Origin of the sequence: Methanoculleus frigidifontis (genome assembly GCF_030464345.1) — an archaeon.
GTDB lineage: Archaea > Halobacteriota > Methanomicrobia > Methanomicrobiales > Methanoculleaceae > Methanoculleus_A > Methanoculleus_A frigidifontis.
In genome coordinates this window covers 166,090-186,737 of record NZ_VCYH01000001.1, presented here as the reverse complement: position 1 = coordinate 186,737, position 20,648 = coordinate 166,090, and the positions used below count along the sequence as shown (strand labels likewise).

Sequence of the window (20,648 nt, the reverse complement as noted above, 5' to 3'; positions counted from 1 at the left end):
AAGACCAGTGCCGGTATGTGGAGGGGGGAAAAGCTTCCCTCCGGCACGGTTCACTGCGCTTTGAGGTAGTGGCCCAGGGGCTCGATGGTTATTTCCTGGCGCTTGATCGCGTCGATCGCCATCGCGGCGGCACGGGCCGCCTGCAGGGTGGTGATGTAGGGGATGCCGTAATCGACGGCCATCCGCATGATCTGGAGATGGTCCTGGCGCGATGCCTTGTCGGCAGGGGTGTTGATGATGAGGCTGATGCTGCCGTTGCGCATCAGGTCGATGACGTTCGGGGAGCCTTCCTGCACTTTGCGCACCAGGTTCGCCTCAATGCCGCACTGGCCGAGGAACTCAACCGTCCCACTGGTGCCGTAGAGGGAGAGACCCATCGCGGTGAGCCTCTGCGCTATCGGCATCACTTCTTCTTTCTGCTCGTCGGTCACCGAGATGAAGACGTTGCCCCTGACCGGGAGCGTGTTGTCGGCGGCCGTGCAGGCCTTGTAGTACGCCCGCCCGAAGTCGTAGTCGATCCCCATGACCTCGCCGGTACTCTTCATCTCCGGGCCAAGCACCGTATCAACACCGGGAAGCTTGTTGAAGGGGAGCAGCACCTCCTTGACCGCCACATGGTTGATCTCGCGTTCGGTGATGCCGATCTCGGCGAGCTTTTTGCCGATCATCACCTTCGCCGCCACTTTGGCAAGCGGGATCCCGGTCGCCTTGGAGACGAACGGCACCGTCCGGCTCGCCCTCGGATTCGCCTCCAGCACGTAGACCACGTCATCCTTGACCGCATACTGGATGTTGATCAGCCCGACGACACCGAGGCCGAGGGCGAGCCTGCGGGTATGGTCGCGCACCTGCCGGATGACCGAATCGGAGAGCGACTGGGGCGGGATGACGCAGGCAGAGTCCCCGGAGTGGACGCCCGCCTCCTCGATATGCTCCATGATCCCGCCGATGAGGACGTCGGTGCCGTCGCAGACAGCGTCGACGTCGATCTCCACGGCATTCTGGAGGAACGAGTCGATCAGCACCGGGTGTTTCCTGCTCACCCGGACCGCCTCCTTGATGTAGGTCTCAAGCTCCGCCTCGTCGTGGACGAGCTCCATAGCCCGCCCGCCGAGGACGTAACTCGGTCGGACAAGCACCGGGTAGCCGATCTTCGCGGCCATATCGCGTGCTTCTTCTTCCGAGTACGCCGAGCTGTTCGGCGGGCTCGGGATCGCGAGCTTCGTTAAGAGCTGGCTGAACCGGTCGCGGTCCTCCGCGACATCCATGGCGTCGGGGCTGGTGCCGAGGACCCGCACCGCCAGGTCGAGCCGCTCGATCTCCTCGGCAATCGGCATCACAAGGTTCACCGAGTTCTGGCCGCCGAACTGCACCATCACGCCGTAGTAGTCATCCTTCTTGAGGATGTTAATGATGTCCTCAAGCTGCATCGGTTCGAAGAAGAGGCGGTCGGAGGTGTCGGAGTCGGTCGAGACCGTCTCCGGGTTGTTGTTGACGATATGCACCTCGACCCCCTCCTCCTCACGGAGCGCCATCACTGCATGAACGGTGCAGTAGTCGAACTCGATCCCCTGACCGATCCGGATGGGGCCCGAACCCAGTATCAGCACCTTCTTCGTCCCGTTCTTCGTGATCTCGCAGCCCTCATCCCAGGTGGAGTAGAAGTAGGGCGTCGTCGCCGGGAACTCCGCGGCACAGGTGTCCACCATCTTGTAGGTAGGCGATCCCGCGGCCGCAGCGATCTCAACCGGATCCCTGCCCGAGAACTCGGCGATCTCCTCGTTCGTAAACCCGTAGCGTTTCGCCTCACGAACCATCCCGGGCTCGAAGGAGTCGCGCAGGTTCTGCTCCATCAGAACGATGTTCTGGATCTTTTCGAGGAAGAACGGGGTGATGGCGGTCATCCTGGCGATCTCCTCAAGGGAGAAACCCTCCCGGAAAGCGTCGAAGAGGCAGGCGAACCGTTCATCGGTCGGCTGCGTGAGGATCATCCGGATCTCGCTCTGGCTGGTGTGCCTTTTCCCGTCGGCGTCGAGCGACCGGAGCGCCTTCTTAAAGCCTTCCTCGATCGTCCGGCCGATGGACATGACCTCGCCGGTGCTCTTCATCGCGGTCGTGAGCGTCCGGTCGGCCGATTTAAACTTGTCGAACGGCCAGCGCGGCACCTTCACCACGACGTAGTCGATCGCGGGCTCGAAAGACGCCGGGGTGACGCCCGTAACGGTGTTCGTGATCTCGTCGAGCCGCAGGCCGATAGCAATCTTGGCCGCGACCCGGGCGATGGGGTAGCCGGTCGCCTTGGATGCGAGGGCGGACGACCGCGAGACACGGGGGTTCACCTCGATGACCCGGTAATCGCCGTCCCGGTACGCGAACTGGATGTTGCACCCTCCCTGCACGTCGAGCGCCCGGATGATCTTGATGGCGGCGCTGCGCATCATCTGGAACTCGTCGTCGCGCAGGGTGAGGATCGGTGCAACCACGACGGATTCACCGGTATGGATACCCATCGGGTCCACGTTCTCCATACCGCAGACGATGATGCAGGTATCGGCGGAGTCGCGCATGACCTCGAACTCGATCTCCTTCCACCCGGCAACGCTCTCCTCGACGAGGACCTGGTGAATCCGCGACCGGGAGAGACCGAGCTCGAGGATCTGCCGCATCTCCTCAGGCGTGTGGGCGACGCCGCCGCCGGATCCGCCGAGGGTGTAGGCCGGCCGGATGATGGCGGGCAGCCCCACCTCGGCAAGCGCCGTATCGATCTCGTCGATGCTCTCAACGATCATGCTCTTCGGAACGGGCTCACCGATGGCGTTCATCAGGTCGCGGAACTGTTCGCGGTCCTCGCCGCGGTAGATCGCCTCAAGGGGTGTCCCGAGGATCTCGACACCCTCGAGCGCACCCATCTCCGCGAGTTCGGCCGTCATATTCAGGCCGGTCTGTCCGCCCATGCCGGAGAGGATCCCGTCTGGCTTCTCTTTTTCGATGATCCCGGCGATGATCTCGGCCTTGATCGGCTCGACGTAGATGACGTCGGCCATATCCGGGTCGGTCTGGATCGTCGCCGGGTTCGAGTTCACCAGGATAACCTTCACACCCTCCTCCTGGAGCGCCCGGCAGGCCTGGGAGCCCGAAAAATCGAACTCCGCCGCCTGGCCGATCTGGATCGGCCCCGAGCCGATGAGAAGGACCGATTTGATATGAGACTTCTTCGGCATTTAGATCCCCCGGTAGACTTTGTCAAAGAAATGCAGCTCCGTATCCAGCGGGCCGCCGTGCGCCTCGGGATGGAACTGAACACAGGTGATGTCAAGGTCCCGGTTCTCGAACCCCTCGGTCGTGCCGTCGTTGACGTTGGTATAGGAGACTGCGCACCCCTCGGGAAGAGTATCCGCGTCGACCGCAAACCCGTGGTTCTGCGTGGTGATATAGATGCTTCCGTCCTTGTAACGGACGGGCTGGTTCGTGCCGCGGTGCCCGAACTTCATCTTGTAGGTCTCCGCACCGAGCGCGAGCGCCGTCACCTGGATGCCCATGCAGATGCCGATGACAGGCAGTTCACCGGCGAGGTCGCGGATGAGCCGGATGACATGCACCGCCCTCCGGGGGTCTCCGGGGCCGTTGCTGATGAAGAGCGCGGCGGGCTTGCACGCCATCACCTGGTCGGCCGTGGCATCGTGGGGGAAGATGCAGAGATCCGCCCCGCGCGCAGCGAGGCTGACAAGGATGTGGCGTTTGATCCCGAGATCGATGACCGCGATCCGTTTCCCCGTGCCCGCGATCCGGTAGGGCTCAGGGCAGGAGACGCTGCCGATCAGGTCGATATCCGATATCTCCGGCACCGCCCGTGCACGCTCGATCGCTTCTTCCGGATTGTCGTCGCCGACGATGAGCGACGCCCGCAGCGTCCCGTTCATCCGCGTCTTGATCGTCAGCATCCGGGTGTCCACGCCGGAGATGCCCATCCGCCCGTTCTCCTCAAAGAAACGGGCGAGCGGGGGCTGCACCGAGGGCTTCTCACAGGCCTCGCGCACGACGCAGCCGAGAGCGCGGACCTGCTGGCTCTCAAAATTTTGTGCATCTACGCCATAGTTTCCGATTGTCGGAAAAGTAAACATCAGGATCTGGCCGGCGTAACTCGGATCCGTCAGGGACTCCATATATCCGCCCATCTGTGTGGTGAAGACGAGTTCTCCCGAACAACTCCCTTCAACACCAAAACCATTCCCAATTACAAAAGTGCCGTCTTCAAGACCCAGAACCGCCTTCATGAATTACCATATTAGTTGGTCTTTGGAACCTTATTAACGGTAGTGACGGATCGGCGCACCCCCGCATCCCGTCCGCCTTCCGGTCGATGGTTCTGCCGGATGAAGACGTGCGGCAGGTTCATATGGATGACCGCGCACTGCGATGCATGGAGGGGAGCAGCAAGCCGGCAGAGAGCCGGACGGTTGAGACACCGATCGGGACATTCGTCATCGATCTTCTGACTGAAGACCTCGGCGGCGTATATCCCGGCATGCGGCGCTACACCGTGGAGATCCACTACGCCGGGCAATCCGTCTACCACTACGTGATCAACTCGTACGAACAGCCGCCGCATACGCTCTTCTCCACCGACGAGGTGGCCAACATCGTCTTCGGACGGCTCATCTACGATATCAAGGCGCGCCCGGAGCACTACACGAAAGCGCTGCCGCCTGTCCGCCGGGCACTCCCCGGCGCGGCCTACGACGTCGTCATCCTCCAGGGCAGCCCGCGGCAGTTCGGGAACTCTGCAACCCTTGCCGGATGGTGCGCCGACGAAGCGTCACGGCAACGGCGCTCGGTGCATATCTTCCCGGTCCACGAGATGGATATCCGGCCCTGCTCGGGATGCTACGCCTGCTACAACCAGGGCGTCTGCCCGGTCGAGGATGATATGCCGGCCATTATCAAGGCCATTGAGGAGGCGTCCCTCCTCATCATCGCGACGCCGGTCTATACGAACACCGTTCCGGCGGCCCTCAAGGCCGTCATCGACCGGGGTCAGGCGCTCCACGCCCGCCGGACGCTTCTATCGACCCCCATCGCCGCAAAAGGCCTTCTGATCGCCGTCGCAGGACGCCCGGGCCCCGAGCCGTTCGAATGTGTCAGATCGGTCACGGGCGCGTTCATGCGGAACATCGGCATCCATCCTGCAGAGGAGATCACGGTCGACCGGATGGATACCCGGCAGGACGTCAGGGCGATCGAGGGGCTCGAAGACCGGGTGCGGGCGGCCGTTGCGTCGCTGCTGAAGGTTTCCGGTGAGACGAAGGCTCATATAGGGTGAAATAGGATGAAATGAGTATGGCTGACGTAACCATTGAGATCGTCGGACTCTCCGAGTCCGAGTGCGGCCCGTTTCCCTGCGATGAGACCCGCAGTTGCGGGCTTGAGGTCTGTTATCCGTCGAACCGCATGCTGGACGCGGTCTCGGCACTGCGCTACGAAATCGAGAAGGAGTACGGCGACCGGGTCGCGGTGCAGCTGACCGTCATCGACGAAGCGATGCCGGATCATGTCCGGCAGCTCCTCGAGGAGCGGCAACCGCCCATCCCGATGATCCTGGTGAACGGGCGGCTCACCTCGATCGGGAGGATCTCGTATCCCCTGATAAAAGAAGAGATTGATTATGCCCTGGAAGAGGCTTAATACACCTTTTCGAGTTCGCCGGTGGCGAGGTCGAAGTACAGCCCGTGGACGGTGACCCTGCCTTCGCTCTCTGCCTGCCGGACCGGCGGGTAGGTGCGGAGATGCTCAAGCTGCACCGCGATATTCTCGAGCTCGATCTGCCGCTTGCGCTCCAGTTTCTCCTCCTCCGTCACCGGCGCCTGTATTCGCGCATCCACCCGGTTTTTCGCCTCGACGGCGTTGTTGAGCCAGAGCGGGATGTATGCATCGCTGCTCTCTTTATCCAGTGCCTTCATGGCGCCGCAGTCGGAGTGGCCGCAGACGACGATGTCGTCGACCTTCAGGTGATTGACGGCGTACTCAAGAACCGTGGCAAAGTTCCAGTCGTGCACCGGGACGATGTTGCCGATGTTGCGCTGGACGAAGATCTCGCCGGCCTTTGCTCCGGTGATCCGCTCGGGGTTGACACGTGAGTCCGAGCACCCGATCCAGAGGACGGTCGGGCTCTGACTGGAGACCAGGCTGCCGTAGTGATCGGGATCCTTACTGAAGTCCTCTGCAAGGAACTTCTTGTTGCCTTCGAGAAATCTATCGATCATCAGGATTCTCCTTATCAATGGTAGAACAGACACTTCGTATCAGGCGTGCCTATCAGTTCCCTTTTCGAGAGCGGCTACATAAACCCTGCGGCATCGCCAGGGCATGGAAAAAACAGAAATTTATGAGAGATGGCGGAGTTACCGCTGAACTGCGCCGAGATTCGCCTGCTCGACCGTCCGGGCGTAGCGGCCCAGCACGCCGGTGAGGCTGCGGGATCTCGGCACCCAGGAACGCCGCCTTTCTTCAAGGGTTTCCGGATCGACGAGGAGATCGAGCCGCTTTTCGTAGAGGTCGACCTCGATCGGGTCGCCCTCGCGGACCAGCGCGATCGGTCCGCCGACTTCCGCCTCGGGAGCGACGTGCCCGATACAGGGTCCGCGGGTGCCGCCCGAGAACCGGCCGTCGGTTACCAGCACCACCCGGGTATACCCAAGCCCCATCAGCGCCGAGGTCGGCGAGAGCATCTCCGGCATCCCGGGAGCGCCTCGCGGCCCCTCGTAGCGGATCACCACGACGTCACCTTCGTTGATCTCCCGAGCGAGGATCGCGGTCATCGCCGCCTGCTCGCCGTCGTAGACCCGTGCCGGGCCGCGGTGCCGCCAGATCGACTCCGGCACCGCCGCGCACTTGACGACGGCGCCGTCCGGGGCGAGCGAGCCCGAGACGATCTTCAGGCCGCCGGCGGGACTGACCGGCGCTTCGACGGCCTTTAAGACATCGTCGCCAGCCTTCTTTGCTTCCCGGGCGATGACGGCGACGGATTTCCCTGCGACGGTCGGGCAGTCGTCGACGTACGCTGCAAGCTCTTTAAAGACCGCGGGGATGCCGCCCGCCCGGTGGAGCGCCAGCATCGAGTGCGGTCCTGCCGGCTGCATGTGGCAGATGTGCGGCGTCTGCTCGCCGATGGCGTTGAAGGTCGCAAGATCGAGGGGCACCTCCGCCTCGCGGGCGACCGCCATCAGGTGGAGGACGGTGTTCGTCGACCCGCCGAGCGCCATATCCACGCGGATGGCGTTCTTCAGGCTCGCGAGGGTGATGATATCCCGCGGCAGGACGTTCTCCCTGACGAGTTCCACGACCCGCTCACCGCTCTCGCGCGCGATCCGGAGCTTCGCCGCATCCACGGCAGGGATGGCGGCGCACCCGGGGAGACTCATTCCAACCGCCTCTGTCATGCAGGCCATGGTGTTCGCCGTGTAGAGACCCTGGCAGCTCCCGCACCCCGGCATCGCTGCGCACTCGAGGTCGCAGAGTTCTTCTTCACTCATGGCGCCTGCGGCGACCTTGCCGACGCCTTCGAAGACGTCGATGAGCGAGAGCTCGCGGCCGCCCAGGTATCCCGGGAGCATGGGGCCGCCGGTGACGACGACCGCCGGGATGTTGCACCGGGCGGCGGCCATCAGCATGCCGGGAACAATCTTGTCGCAGGTGCCGACGCAGACGAGACCGTCGAACCGGTGCGCTTCGACCATCAGTTCGATGGAGTCCGCAATGTTCTCCCGCGACGGGAGCGAGTAGCGCATCCCCTCATGCCCCATCGCAATGCCGTCACAGATACCGATGGTGCCGAACTCGAACGGCACGCCGCCTGCTGCCGCAATCCCTTCGTTCACCTTCCCGGCGATCGACCTGAGGTGAATGTGCCCGGGGACGATCGTGTTCCAGGCGTTCGCCACACCGATGAACGGGAGGTTCATCTCACGGTCCGTCACCCCGAGCGATCGCAGCAGCGACCGGTTCGGAGCCCTCTGGTAGCCCTTCCGGACAGTCTCACTCCGCATATGCCATCATATCCGTTGGAGGATACGTGGGACGTGCGCCTGTATAATATCTCGCTGCACCAGATCGGCGGCGCCAGGATAATGCGTCTGTAGTGGGGGTGGGGAGGGGGAGCCGACGATGCGGCGGGAGCGAGCTCGCCCAATGCAGGGGGTCGGGTTGGCTATCGCATCGGGGGAGGGGGTCTCCCAATACGCGCTAACGTATCCTATGGGTGCACCGAAATCCCTGTTGCTATCGGCGGGGTTCAGGGAATTGATGAGGTTCCATCCATTGCTCCGGATGGCCACAATCCGGGTATTCGGAGGCACGGCTTTCCCCTGGGTATCGCCATGACTGCCCCCGCCCCCAGGGGCGGGGGAGGAGGCCGGAGGCCGGAGGCCGGCTGAGGTGGGGGGTGAGGTGTACGGATCTTTGCGTAAGACAGGGGAGGGGGAAACCCCTCCCCGTCAGCCCCACCCCAACGGCGATAGCCGCCAGAGTCCACGGCATGGGGAGACGCCCGGGAAAAAGGTCGTCCCGGAGACAAGCCTCCTAAGGGGAAGAACGTGATATACGCTTGAATACCCGTATCGAAGGTTAGCGCTTGGGGGAGACGCCTCTCCTGGCCCTACCCCAAAGGAGATACTCCCCAAGATCCAGCACACCGTAGAGCGAACGCGATGCCGCGAACACTGCCAGTTGCCCGACTATCGCACGAGGAGAAGGGGGCAAAAGGGCGCTCAAGCCCTCTCCTGTCGGAGAAAGGTGAGACAGAAGAGAACAAAACCAACAAAAAAGAGATCCTGCCGCCTACTCCGCAAACCCTTCGTAGAGCTCGACGACGCCGCCGATGACGATGACGGCCGGCGGACGGACACCGGCGGCGCGGGCACGATCGACGATCGTGGCGAGCGTCCCTGTGGTGACGCGCTGGTCGGGCCGCATCCCGCGCTCGATGATCGCGACGGGTGTTGCCGGGTCTTTTCCGTTCGCGATGAGTGCAGGCGCGATCATGGGGAGGTTCTTCACCCCCATCAGGATGACCAGCGTCCCCTTCAGTCGGGCGAGCACCTCCCAGTCGAGGGCCGACTCCGGCTTGGTCGGGTCTTCGTGCCCGGTGATGAACGTCACCTGCGAGGCGTAGCGCCGGTGGGTGACCGGGATACCCACACACTCCGGGACGGCGATGGCGCTCGTGATCCCGGGGACCACCTCGACCGGGATGCCGTGCTCCCGCAGGACTTCAACCTCCTCCCCACCGCGCCCGAAGAGGAAGGGATCGCCGCCCTTCAGGCGGACGACCGTCTTACCCTCCTTCACCCGTGCGACCATGAGATCCTCGATCTCGCGCTGCTCCAGCGTATGGCTGCTGCCGTACTTCCCGCAGTCGATCAGCTCTGCGCCGGCGGGGAGCGATGCGAGGATCTCCTCCCCCGGCAGCTGGTCGAAGAGCACCACGTCCGCCGCATCGATCACCTCGCGTGCCCGCAGCGTCAGCAGCCCCGGAGCCCCGGGACCCGAACCGACAAGATATGCCTTACCCGTCATGACGACAACCCCAGCGCCTCGCGCGCCTCCCGGATCAGGTGCTCCGCAAGCGCCCGAAGATCCCTGCCGCACTCCCGCGCCTCCTCAAGTGTCTCCACGTGCTGCTCCACGCGCTCCCAGCGGCTGCCGTCCAGCGCGAGCACCTCACCGATCAGGCTGCCGTCCCGGCAGTAGATTCCCTGGGGCGTGAAACACCCGCCGCCAACCTCTTCCATGACTGCCCGCTCAGCCTCGACGTCGAACCGGGTGGGCGCGTGATCGAGGAACGTAAGCATCTCCACAAGCGATGGGTCTTCCCGGCAGACGACGGCGATCGCCCCCTGGTTCGGGGACGGGACAAAGGTATCGACGGGAAGCCGGTCGCCGGGAAGGGTATACCCGAGCCGCTCGAGTCCGGCCTCCGCGAGGATGATAGCGTCGTACTGCCGCTCCCGCATCTTCCGGATCCGTGTGTCGACGTTGCCGCGGAGCGGCTTGACCTCCACCGACGGGTCGAACCGCAGGATCTGCGCACACCGCCGGGTGCTCGACGACCCGACGGTGCGGACGTCCTCTATCTGCCCGAGGTATGCAAGGAAGTCCGCCGGGGAATCACGCTCCAGCACGGCTCCGAGGGCGAGCCCGGGAGGCCTGGCGGCGGGGATGTCTTTCATGCTGTGAACCGCGATGTCGATCTCGCCCCGGAGGATCGCATCGTCGAGTGCCCTGACAAAGACACCCTGCCCGCCGATCTCGTGGAGGGGAACGCCGGTCGTCGTATCCCCCTCCGTCGTGATGACAAACGTCTCAACGGCGATGTCCCGCTCGGCGAGCATCCTGCAGACCCGTTCCGTCTGCGCCAGCGCCAGGGCGCTGCCCCGGGTACCTATTCTGATAGACATTTTCTGTACGCCGCCGTAATCTCTTCGATCTCCCGGCCGGCATGCGCCGTGGAGAGGAAATTCGTCTCAAACTGCGAGGGGGGGAGGAAGATGCCTTCACTGAGCATGCCCGCCCAGAACCTCCCGAACGCAGCAGTATCGCACTCCTGCACCTCCAGGTAGTTCCGGGGCGGGGCTTCCCTGAAGAAGTACTTGAACATCGAGCCCAGCCGCACGAATGTTCCGCTGCCGCGCCCGGATACAGCCTCGTCTATCGCCCGGGCGGCGTCCTCCATCGCCCCGTACAGGTCACGGTGCATGTGGAGGTACCGGATGGTGGCAAGCCCTGCGGCAAGGCTCGCCGGGTTGCCGCTGAAGGTGCCGGCCTGGTAGACCGGGCCCGACGGCGCAACCATCTCCATGATATCGCGCCGCCCGCCGAAGGCGCCTATCGGCAGGCCGCCGCCGATGATCTTGCCGAAGGTCGAGAGATCGGGGCTCACGCCGTAGGCGACCTGCGCTCCTCCGACGCCGACCCGGTATCCGGTGATCACCTCGTCGAAGATGAGGAGGACGTCGTGCGCCGCCGTGATCTCCCGGACCGCCGCAAGGTAGCCGTCATCCGGCAGGATGAGCCCGATATTTCCCATCACCGGTTCGAGGATGAATGCCGCGATATCGTCATTTTTTGCAAGCATCGCCTCGAGCGCTTCAGGGTCGTTGAACGGCACCTGCCGGGTATGGCTGACGAGGTCGGGGAGCACGCCGGCGGAGTTCGGTACCCCGAGCGTCGTGGCACCCGACCCGGCCTTCACCAGGACAGCATCGTGCGCTCCGTGAAAACCCCCCTCGACCTTCACAATATCGCTCTTCCCGGAAAATCCCCGGGCGAGCCGGATGGCGGCCATCGTCGCCTCGGAGCCGGATGAGACGAACCGGATCATCTCGAGTCCCGGATGATCGCTGATGATCAGCTCGGCAAGGTCAAGCTCAAGGGGTGTCGGCGTACCGTAGAGCCACCCGGACGCAAGCTGCTTCTCAATCGCCTCGCGAACGCCCGGGTGGGCGTGTCCGAGGATCAGCGGCCCGAACCCGAGACAGCAGTCGATCAGTTCCCGTTCGTCCGCCGTGACGAGTTTTGCGCCGGCAGCGCCGACCGTGTAGAACGGATAGGGTTTAATCGCACGGACCGGACTGCTGACGCCGCCCGGCATCAGCATTTCTGCTCGTTTGTAAAAATCACTGCTCTTCATCAAGCCACCTCGCAGCATCTTCTGCAAAATACGTAATGATCAGATCCGCCCCCGCCCGTTTGATGCAGGTCAGGCTCTCCATCACCACGGCATGTTCGTCAAGCCAGCCGCGCTGTGCCGCGGCCTTGATCTGCGCGTACTCGCCGCTCACCTGGTAGGCGGCGACCGGGAGCCCGAGCGGCCGGAGCGCAGCGAGCACGTCCAGGTACAGCCCTGCAGGCTTGACCATCAGGATGTCCGCCCCCTCGGCCGCATCGATCTCCGACTCGCGGAACGCCTCGCGGGCGTTGGCGGGGCTCATCTGGTAGGTGCTCCTATCGCCGAAACTGTACCCGGAGTCCGCGGCGTCACGGAAAGGCCCATAGAGGGCGCTGGCAAATTTGGTGGAGTAGGACATGATCAGGACATCCGCATAGCCTGCCGCATCGAGAGCCGTCCGGATCGCCTGCACCATCCCGTCGAGCATGCAGGACGGTGCGACGATATCTGCACCGCTCTCTGCCTGGCTGACGGCGATCCGCGCCATCAGGTCGAGCGAAGGGTCGTTTAAAAGATCGGTGCCGTCGCACGTCTCGCCGATGATGCCGCAGTGGCCGTGCTCGGTGTACTCGCAGGCGCAGAGATCGGTGCAGACAACCATCTCCGGCACCGCCTCCCGGATCGCCCTGACCGCACGCTGGACGACGCCTCCGGCTGCATACGCCTCACTCGCGGCATCGTCTTTCTGCGCCGGAATCCCGAAGAGGATCACCGCACGGAGTCCTGCGTCCCTGAGCTTCTGCACGTGCGCGGCAAGGCCGCCGACCGGGTGGCGGTACTGCCCCGGCATCGACCCGATGGGAACGGGCTCGTCGATCGATTCGTCCACAAAGATCGGCGCGATCAGATCCGCTTTTGCTATGCGGGTCTCCCGAAGGAGAGGCTGAATATTCCTTCGTCGCAGGCGTCTCATTCGTCGGTTCGGAAACATAACGGTTCACCCTGGGTTATCGCCCGTACAAGGGCTTCTGCAGTTGTCAGATCGCCGCACTCGGCACTCGCCCGGATGGCGACGGTCATATCGGAGAGGAGTTTCTTCGTCATCGACCGTGTCAGGTCATCCACCACCGATGCCATACGCGGGTCGGCCGTCCCGAGGCGGTGCAGCGCACGGTCACGTTCCCGTGTCCGGATCGCCTCAGCCCAGGTGTAGAGGAGGCCGAGTGTCTCGTCGGCCGCAGACCGCTTCATCTGCATGACGAACTGGTCGAACTCTTCAGCGATGATTGCGTGGGCGCGGTCGACCTCCGCCTTCCGGGAGGAGAGAGTCGCATCGCTGACCTGCCGGAGGTCGTCGATGGTGAAGAGGTGGACACCCTCGATCGACCGGATCTCCTCCTCGATATCGCGCGGCTGGGCGATGTCGATGAGGATCAGGTGGCGCGGACTGACGTCGAGCGGCCAGAGCCGCTCCTCCATCACCTTTCCGATCTCGGGAGCGTGAATGACCGGGTGCGGGGCGGCGGTGCAGGAGATCACGACGTCCGAAAGGGCGATATACCGGTAGAGATCGTCGAACTTGACCGCTTTTCCGCCGATCTTGCCTGCGAGGATCTCAGCCCGTTCGGGTGTCCGGTTGGTCACGTAGATGGCGGTGAGATCCTTGGCGGCGAGTGCCTGCGCCACCAGCATCCCCATCTCCCCCGTGCCGACGACCAGAATATGCCGGTCTTTCAGTGTCCCGAGCAGCTGCTCGGCGAGCCCCACCGCCGCCGACCCGATGGAGACCGCGCCCCGGTTGATATCGGTCAGGCGGCGCACCCGGACACCGACGTGCACGGCTTTGGTGACGCAGAGCTCGATCAGATTGCAGCAGGTGCCGGTGCTCTGCGAGAGAGCGAGCGCCCGTTTGAGCTGCCCGAGGATCTGGTCTTCGCCCACGATCAGGGAGTCGACGCCGGCCGCCAGTCCCAGGAGATGCCGGGGAACCGCCGCCCCTTCAAGCACGAAGAAACCGGATTTTCCCTGTTCGTGCAGGAATTCGGCGAGCATCCGTCCATCGCCCTGCACGAGAACCTCCACGCGGTTGCAGGTCTGGAGAAGCAGGACGCCCTTGAAGTGCTCCCTGGCCCGCTGCAGGAACACCTCTTCGTCCGGAAAGCGGAACCGCTCAAGCGCAGGGATATCGGCGGTGTGGTGGCTCAGCCCGGCCAGGGCGAGCGGCGCAAAGGTCATCTCGGGCACGCCAGGTATCTCTCCTCTGCAAGGTGCAATGCTCGATTGTAGTCGGATGCAAGCGCCGCCCAGATATCCTCGTCGCAGAGAACCGACCAGAGTGTCGCCGATCGCCGGTCCTGCACCGGCTCGGCATCCTTCAGCATCGCGCGGAGATCCCTCTGCAACGCGATCATCCCGTCCAGTTCCGCATATTCTCTCTCCAGGCGCAGCCGCAGGTATCGCGGCACTGCGGGGCTCATGCCGAAGGTGGTGACGGCAAGCAGATAGTGCTTTCCCGCGACGATGGAGGGCACCAGCACGTCGCCCTGTTCACCTGCTGCATTGTTCCAGAGAACTCCTCTCTCCCTGCAGAGGCTGCCGATCCGGTCGTTGAGAGCCGGGTCGGAGGTCGCCGTCACAACGAGAAACGCACCCGTCAGCATCCGCACGAGCTCATCTTCCCTGAGGTCTGCTATCTCCATCCGGCACCGCCGTATCGTAAGGCCGTCGAATGCCGGGGAGAAAGAACGGCTGATCACCGTGACCTTAGCTTCATGCTGAAAGAATGCAGCCTTTCGAACCCCGACATCCCCCCCCCCGAAGATCAGCACCGTCCGGCCTGCGAGATCGAGCATGAGCGGGATCATTCTGTGTACATCTGTTGAAACGTCCACATTAAGGTGTTGGATTCTGCCCTCCGGCGAAGGTGAACCGCCCGTCGCGGGAAACGTACCAGAATCCTTAAGTGTACTGAATAAAATGAATCTCCTGCTGATTTCCATGGCGGAAGACATATTTGCGTTCGATACACTGGATGAGACGCTGAAGCGGACGAAAGATCTACTCTGGCCGGTCAGATGGGGGGTCTGGCTCCGGCTTGCCGTGATCGCATTCTTTGTCGGGGGAGGCTTCAGCTCCCCAAACTTCAATTACAGCACTCCCGCACCGCAGGGCATGCCGGGCATCTCGCCGGATATGCTGCCTCTTGTCGTCGGCGCCGTCGCCCTCATCATCGTCCTGGCGCTCGTCTTCGGGTTCATCAGCGCGACCGTCCAGTTCGTCTTCGTCGACTGCCTGACGACCGGAGAGTTCACGCTCGCAAGGTTCTTCCGCGAACGGCTCGGCAAAGGGGCACGGCTTTTTCTCTTCCAGGCCGCTCTGGTCCTGCTGCTGATCCTCATCCTGGCGGCGGTGTTCCTCGCCGGTTTTGGAGGTGCAGCCTTCGGCGTGCCGAATTTCCTCGCGATAATCGGGGCAATCCTCCTGCTCCTGCCGGTCATCCTCGTCTTCGCGCTCATCCTCGGCCTCACGATCGACTTCGTCGTCCCGATCATGATCCGTGACGACTGCGGCGTCCTTGCCGGGTGGAGACGCCTCTGGCCGGCCATGGCATCGCAGGCGTGGCAGACGGTCGCCTACGTCGTCGTCAGGGTCATCCTGAACATCGTCGCTGCGATCATCCTCTTCATCCTGCTCCTGATTGCCCTGGTCATCATCGCCATTCCGTTCGTCCTGGCAGCGCTTGCACTCTACAGCACCGGCATCCCGGAGCCCGACTGGATCGCGGCAAACCTCCCGGCGATCATCGCCCTTACGGCTCTCTTCCTCATCATCTACATCCCGGTCTCCCTGCTCATCCAGGTGCCATTCGTCGCCTTCTTCCGGCACTATTCCCTGCTCGTGCTCGGACGGCTGGCGCCGGCATACGACCTTGTCAGGCCGCCGTCGCCTCCGGCGGCTGAGTAACCTTTTTCTCTGCGCTTCCTCTCAGGAAACAGGCACGTGAAAACCTCGCCCGGGAGACCACCCGCAATGCAGTCCCGGCCGGGTTCGTCGCGATTGAGGGGAGCGCTCCACCTATTCCACAACCGCCAGAATTTCACAGGCCAAACAGCAGTGAGTTTTGCTATCCAGGCACCACAATCACCGTTCCGGCAGAACACAGACTTTCGGCGGCATCTCGGCCGGATGCAGCAGAGCAAGGGCAACCTTTGATTAACCAGGCGCACCAGTATCGCACGGAGCGGATGTACGAACTGGTCTCTCCGGTAAGCCCCCGGGCGGTTCTGAAGTATACCGGCTATCTCCTGCTGATGATCGCCGGTGTCATGACCGTCCCCGTCCTGGCTGCGGTTATCCTTGGCGATCTCTCTGCAGCGGCGATCTACACGGCAAGCGCCGCAGTGACGTTCGGTGCCGGCGCCGTCATCGTCCGCCTCCTGCCCGAGTCGGAACTCCGGCCGAAGGAGGCGATCGTGGTCGCAGCACTCGTCTTTCCGCTCTCCTCGCTCATCAACGCGGTCCCGCTCGCGATCACCAACGGTTTTGCCCCGCTCGATGCGATCTTTGAGAGCGTCTCCGGGCTGACGACAACCGGCCTGTCGGTCGCTCCGGCGGGTGTCAGCAGCCTCTTTCTCTTCACCCGCTCATGGGCGCAGTGGGCCGGAGGGATCGGGATCGTCGTCCTGGCGCTTCTGATCCTCGTGCGGCCGGGGACAAGTGCGTTCCGGCTCTTCGATGCAAACGTCGGGGACACCCGCCTCCGGCCAAACGTCGCCGGAACCGCCAGAATCCTGGGCTCGGTCTACGTCGGGATAACCCTCCTTGCATTCACGCTCCTGCTCGCCGCCGGCATGCCGCTCTTCGACGCAGTCTGCCAGGCGCTCACCACGGTCTCGACGGGCGGCTTTTCGACCCGCCCGGAGAGCATCGCCGTATTCGCCGGATCAGCCGTTCCGGCCGCCGTGGCGGTTGCATGCATCCTGGGGGCAGTCAACTTTGCCCTCTACCCACGGCTCTTCAGAAATCCCCGCATCATCCTGGCGAGTATCCAGCTGCGCTACTTCGTCCTCATTCTTGCGGCCGGCACCGTCGCCCTGATCCTCACCCATCCGGCCGGGTCGCCGGCGGCCGTCGTATCCGCATCGGCCTTTCAGGCGGTCTCCGCGCTGACGACCGCCGGGTTCTCGACCGTCGATATCGGCGGCCTGCCCGACACGGCGAAGGCCGTGCTGACGCTGCTGATGTGGATCGGCGGCGGGCTCGGTTCGACCGCAGGCGGCATCAAGATCGTCCGCATCGTCGTGCTGTTCCGGCTGATCGAGCTCGTCTTCGCCAGATTTTTCCTGCCCAGCGAGGCCGTCACCCCCCTGAAGATCGGGGGGCATATCATCGACGAGACACGCATCCACTACCTCATCACCTTCGTGCTGCTCTACTTCGGTGTGGTCGTGGTCTCGGCCTTCGTCGTCATGCTCCACGGAGTCCCCATGAGCGATGCCGTCTTTGAGGTCTCAAGTGCACTCGGGACCGTGGGCCTCTCCACCGGGATCACCGGCGCCGCGATGCCGGAGACGCTGAAGATCATCCTGATCCTCGACATGCTGCTCGGCAGGATCGAGATCGTTCCGTTCTTCATCCTCTTCATGCCCAAGACCTGGTGGAAGCGCCCGGGCCGCACGACCACGACGGTGGAGTCATCCGGGCAGGCATCCACGGAACCGGTGAGGATTGTCAGGTGAGCTGTGCCCGTGAAAGCGGTTCCGGCGGGAAAACCTCTTCTCCAATGACGAACCTGGTAGCAGTATCGCGGTGCAGGTATATGGTGCAGCTCGAACTCGATCTCCTGGTGCTGTTTACGCTGGCGCTCGGGCCCGGCATCTTCTGGGTCTGGTACTTCTACCAGCGGGATCGGTATGAGCCGGAACCGGCATATCTTATCCTCCGGATGTTTCTCCTCGGCATTGCCGTCACGTTCCCGGTCGCCTTCATCGAGGGGCTCATAGCCGTCCTGGTCGCATCGCCCCTCTTCCTGGCCGCGATCGTCGCGCCGATCGTCGAGGAGTACGGCAAGTACTTCGTGGTCAGACGGTTCGTGTACCGGGACAGGGAGTTCAACGAACCGATGGACGGCATCGTCTATGCGACTGCTGCAGCGCTCGGGTTCGCCTCGCTGGAGAATGTCATCTACATCTTCTCCGCCTACGCCCTCTCGCCGGCAGCGGCGCTCGGCACCGTCATCATCCGCGCACTCTTCTCGGTGCCGGCACACGCGCTCTTCGCCAGCATCTGGGGCTACGCCCTCGGCAGGGCGAAGTTCTCGCCGCCCGAGCAGCGGCAGGGGATCGTCGTCCGCGGCCTCGTCCTCGCAATGGTGCTCCACGGGGTCTTCAACTTCCTGCTCATCTCAGCAGAGGTCTTTGCCGTCGCTATGCTGATCTTCGTCCTGGTGCTGGTGCCCGGCATGTGGATCCTGGTCAACCGCAACATCGGCAGAGCGCTTCGGCAGGGGCGGCGATAGGTATATGAGCAACATCCCTGTTCTATGAACATCTGAGGGACGGATCTGCATGAGAGTCATCATCGTTGGCGCAAGCCCGCTCGGACAGCACCTGGCGCAGCGGCTGATCCGGGAGCGGAATGAAGTCGTCCTGATCGACCGCAACCCGGGGCGCGCGCGGGAACTTGCGGAGACGCTCGACTGCACGGTGATCAACGCCGAGGGAACCCGGCCGGACGTCCTCGACAAGGCGGAGATCGATGACGCCGACGCAGTCGTGGCCTGCACCGATCACGATCAGGACAATATCATCATCGGCCTGATCGCGCGCAAGTCAAGCGTCCCCGAGATCGTTCTCCGGACAGACGACGAACAGTTCCTGGCGGTTGCAAAGAAACTCGGGTTCCACCACGTCATCAACCCGCCGCAGATCGGGTCGGTCATCATCGCGGATGCACTCCGGGGCGTCGACACCACCGAGCTCTCCACGCTTCTCCGCGGCGACGTCCGTTTCATCAGCATCATCGTTGAAAAGCGAATCAAGGGCATTCATACGTCGGATCTCAAACTCCCCGATGCAAGCGCGGTCGTCGGCGTCTACCGCGACGACCGGTTCCTGCTCTCGGAGGATAACCCGGTCCTAAAGGAGGACGATGAGTTGATCATCGTCACCAGGAGCGCGTTCGTCAAAGAGATCTGTTCGCGCCTCTGCGAGACCGCCGAGAATATTATCATCTGACCCGGGTCTATTTCGATACGCTTATTATCTACCGAATGCCATGTTGTAAGGCACACGACGTGTGCGCCGATAGTGTAGTGGTTATCACTAGGCGTTGCCAACGCCTAAACCCGGGTTCGAGTCCCGGTCGGCGCATTCGAAAATATTCGTCACCTCCCTCTTCTGAAACCTCGTTTCCCGGTACCGTCTACCCTCGCAGACGCTCTGCACATGTCCCTTTGCAGCGTTCAAGCCCGGGAGCTGCTGGTCGGAGAGACGGCGCTCATCTCACCCTCGCGGCGCATAGCCGCCCCCATGCCGGGCAACCCGGAGCCGGAGAACACGTTTTTATACCGCCGACCGGAAGGGATGCCGCCATGAATACTGCGTATCTCGGGCTCGGCCATCTGCTCCTCGTCGCAACGAACGTCGATTCGCTCCGGACGGTGCTCCGGGTCGCTGGGAATGCAGGGCCGCTCGCCTCTCGCCTGCCGAGGCGGGTCTGGCGCGGGATGCACACCCAGATTCCGAACCGCAATCACCGGCTTCCTGGAGCGGTCGGAGATACCTCGTCGCGCATGCCCTCTTCACCACCGAGGTTCACCGGACGATGCCGGAGGGAGTCCCCTCCATCGTTTCCCTGAACCTAAACCAGCTCGTGAAGGTGCTGATCGAGATCACCATTGCACTCACCATCCCGGCGATCATCGGCGGCGCCTGGGGGACGAACGTCGAGCACCCCTTGAAAGGTCTGCCCTACACCTTCTGGATTCTCATCGGCCTGATGGTCGTTACGGCGCTGGCCACGTTCGTTCTCCTCCGGACGGCCGAGGTGATACATCACGCCCGGTGGAGGAGATGAGACGTTCTCGCCATAAGCACGGGAACGGGGAAGAATTACACTGTCACCCGAGACGCCTCTTCCACCCGGACTGCAGGCTTCGGTCGTGTCCGTGCAAGCCGCGCGATTCCTGCCCGGAACTCATCGATATACGCCTGCATCGAGAGGCTTCCTTCGGGGAACGGACAGTCGATATCGTACATCCGCCCAATCATCGGGTCGGACGGCAGCAGATCGACGGGTATGCCGGTCGCCGCCGAGGCCTCGGCCATCGCCTTTCTGAACGGGCCGATACAGTAGGCAAGCCGCTGTTTATAGGTAAACCGGGTCTTTTCGAGGTAGCCGCAGAGCCGGTAGACCTCGATCCGGTGAAAGTCCCGCCGGACTCTCTCGTCGGCGACCCTGCCGAGCATGTAGTGGTAGTGGCGGAACGGGTACATCAGTTCGAGCTCCGCAGGGACCGTCCCGCACGTCCCGAATATAACGATATGATACTCCTCCGGCGAGAGAACCTCGTCGATGATCCTTCGGAAGAGTTTGTGGCTCGGGCTCTGGCTGTAGGGTTTCCTGACGGCGCAGGGGATAAATATCCCGACATCTCTCGCCTCTACCCGGTATTCGTCGATGATATAGCGGTATGCGGCCTCGAACTCTGCACGGTAGAAAGGCGGATCGAATATCTCGATCTCGTTGCCGTGCCGGTCGGTAACCACTCCGGTGACCCGCACGGCCGACCTTCGATCCATGCCTGATCTGCTCATCTGCCTGAGAAGATCGGCGGCGGATGATGAAAAAGCATTCCGCTTTTTGGCGGAAATCCCATATTTTGCCACCCGGCTCCTTTGCGGAACGGAGATACAGGTATATACCAGAGCTGCAGGTCAGCAGGAACCGGCGTATACCAGGCGGGGCGCGGATATTCGCACAGGCT

At 63.1% G+C, this 20,648-nt stretch carries 18 protein-coding genes and 1 tRNA gene; 8 read left to right on the top strand and 11 right to left on the bottom strand.

Features of this window, described 5'->3' with window-relative positions:
- Positions 1-50: 50 nt before the first annotated feature.
- Complete coding sequence (carB, locus tag FGU65_RS00890) at positions 51-3,221, bottom strand: carbamoyl-phosphate synthase large subunit (protein ID WP_301662512.1); 3,171 nt, start codon at positions 3,219-3,221, stop codon at positions 51-53.
- Positions 3,222-4,274 carry a glutamine-hydrolyzing carbamoyl-phosphate synthase small subunit gene (gene carA / locus FGU65_RS00885; RefSeq protein WP_301662511.1) on the bottom strand — a complete coding sequence of 351 codons (1,053 nt, stop codon included), beginning with the start codon at positions 4,272-4,274 and terminating at the stop codon, positions 3,222-3,224.
- A gap of 122 nt (positions 4,275-4,396) precedes the next feature.
- On the opposite strand from carA, the gene FGU65_RS00880 reads away from it, so the two are divergent.
- Complete coding sequence (locus tag FGU65_RS00880; protein WP_301662510.1) at positions 4,397-5,320, top strand: flavodoxin family protein; 924 nt, start codon at positions 4,397-4,399, stop codon at positions 5,318-5,320.
- Between the two features lie 17 nt (positions 5,321-5,337).
- On the top strand, positions 5,338-5,682 hold the full coding sequence (locus FGU65_RS00875; protein WP_301662509.1) for a hypothetical protein: 345 nt from the start codon (positions 5,338-5,340) through the stop codon (positions 5,680-5,682).
- Here the strand turns inward: FGU65_RS00875 and FGU65_RS00870 are convergent.
- From FGU65_RS00870 to FGU65_RS00835, 8 genes are all read right to left on the bottom strand, one after another.
- Complete coding sequence (locus FGU65_RS00870) at positions 5,679-6,260, bottom strand: carbonic anhydrase (RefSeq protein ID WP_301662508.1); 582 nt, start codon at positions 6,258-6,260, stop codon at positions 5,679-5,681. The two genes, FGU65_RS00875 and FGU65_RS00870, sit on opposite strands and share 4 nt — an antisense overlap.
- Positions 6,261-6,398: 138 nt before the next feature.
- Positions 6,399-8,042, bottom strand: a complete 1,644-nt coding sequence (ilvD, locus tag FGU65_RS00865) for a dihydroxy-acid dehydratase (RefSeq protein WP_301662507.1) — start codon at positions 8,040-8,042, stop codon at positions 6,399-6,401.
- A 790-nt stretch (positions 8,043-8,832) separates the two neighbouring features.
- A complete protein-coding gene (gene cobA / locus FGU65_RS00860) occupies positions 8,833-9,570 on the bottom strand; it encodes a uroporphyrinogen-III C-methyltransferase (protein WP_301662506.1) in 738 nt (245 codons plus the stop codon).
- Positions 9,567-10,451, bottom strand: a complete 885-nt coding sequence (hemC, locus tag FGU65_RS00855) for a hydroxymethylbilane synthase (RefSeq protein ID WP_301662505.1) — start codon at positions 10,449-10,451, stop codon at positions 9,567-9,569. Before hemC ends, cobA begins: the two co-directional genes overlap by 4 nt.
- A complete protein-coding gene (gene hemL / locus FGU65_RS00850; protein WP_301662504.1) occupies positions 10,436-11,683 on the bottom strand; it encodes a glutamate-1-semialdehyde 2,1-aminomutase in 1,248 nt (415 codons plus the stop codon). Before hemL ends, hemC begins: the two co-directional genes overlap by 16 nt.
- Positions 11,670-12,653 (bottom strand): porphobilinogen synthase, encoded by a 984-nt coding sequence (gene hemB, locus FGU65_RS00845; RefSeq protein ID WP_301662503.1) that lies wholly within the window; start codon positions 12,651-12,653, stop codon positions 11,670-11,672. Before hemB ends, hemL begins: the two co-directional genes overlap by 14 nt.
- On the bottom strand, positions 12,632-13,897 hold the full coding sequence (gene hemA / locus FGU65_RS00840; protein WP_301662917.1) for a glutamyl-tRNA reductase: 1,266 nt from the start codon (positions 13,895-13,897) through the stop codon (positions 12,632-12,634). The genes hemB and hemA overlap by 22 nt, the downstream gene beginning before the upstream one ends.
- Positions 13,894-14,526, bottom strand: a complete 633-nt coding sequence (locus FGU65_RS00835) for a precorrin-2 dehydrogenase/sirohydrochlorin ferrochelatase family protein (protein ID WP_301662502.1) — start codon at positions 14,524-14,526, stop codon at positions 13,894-13,896. The genes hemA and FGU65_RS00835 overlap by 4 nt, the downstream gene beginning before the upstream one ends.
- Positions 14,527-14,659: 133 nt before the next feature.
- Between FGU65_RS00835 and FGU65_RS00830 the strand changes: the two genes are divergently transcribed.
- From FGU65_RS00830 to FGU65_RS00805, 6 genes are all read left to right on the top strand, one after another.
- Entirely contained in the window at positions 14,660-15,625 is a 966-nt protein-coding gene (locus FGU65_RS00830) for a DUF7544 domain-containing protein (RefSeq protein ID WP_301662501.1), read from the top strand.
- 281 nt (positions 15,626-15,906) lie between these two features.
- Positions 15,907-17,400 (top strand): TrkH family potassium uptake protein, encoded by a 1,494-nt coding sequence (locus FGU65_RS00825; RefSeq protein ID WP_301662500.1) that lies wholly within the window; start codon positions 15,907-15,909, stop codon positions 17,398-17,400.
- A gap of 44 nt (positions 17,401-17,444) precedes the next feature.
- Positions 17,445-18,179, top strand: coding sequence for a PrsW family intramembrane metalloprotease (locus FGU65_RS00820; RefSeq protein WP_301662499.1), 735 nt, complete (start codon positions 17,445-17,447; stop codon positions 18,177-18,179).
- 49 nt (positions 18,180-18,228) lie between these two features.
- Positions 18,229-18,897 (top strand): potassium channel family protein, encoded by a 669-nt coding sequence (locus tag FGU65_RS00815; RefSeq protein WP_301662498.1) that lies wholly within the window; start codon positions 18,229-18,231, stop codon positions 18,895-18,897.
- A 63-nt stretch (positions 18,898-18,960) separates the two neighbouring features.
- Positions 18,961-19,032: transfer RNA gene (locus FGU65_RS00810), tRNA-Gly, on the top strand.
- Between the two features lie 346 nt (positions 19,033-19,378).
- Positions 19,379-19,738, top strand: coding sequence for a CorA family divalent cation transporter (locus FGU65_RS00805; RefSeq protein WP_301662916.1), 360 nt, complete (start codon positions 19,379-19,381; stop codon positions 19,736-19,738).
- A gap of 35 nt (positions 19,739-19,773) precedes the next feature.
- Here FGU65_RS00805 and FGU65_RS00800 read toward each other — a convergent pair whose 3' ends face one another.
- Complete coding sequence (locus FGU65_RS00800) at positions 19,774-20,463, bottom strand: DUF5591 domain-containing protein (RefSeq protein ID WP_301662497.1); 690 nt, start codon at positions 20,461-20,463, stop codon at positions 19,774-19,776.
- Positions 20,464-20,648: the final 185 nt, after the last annotated feature.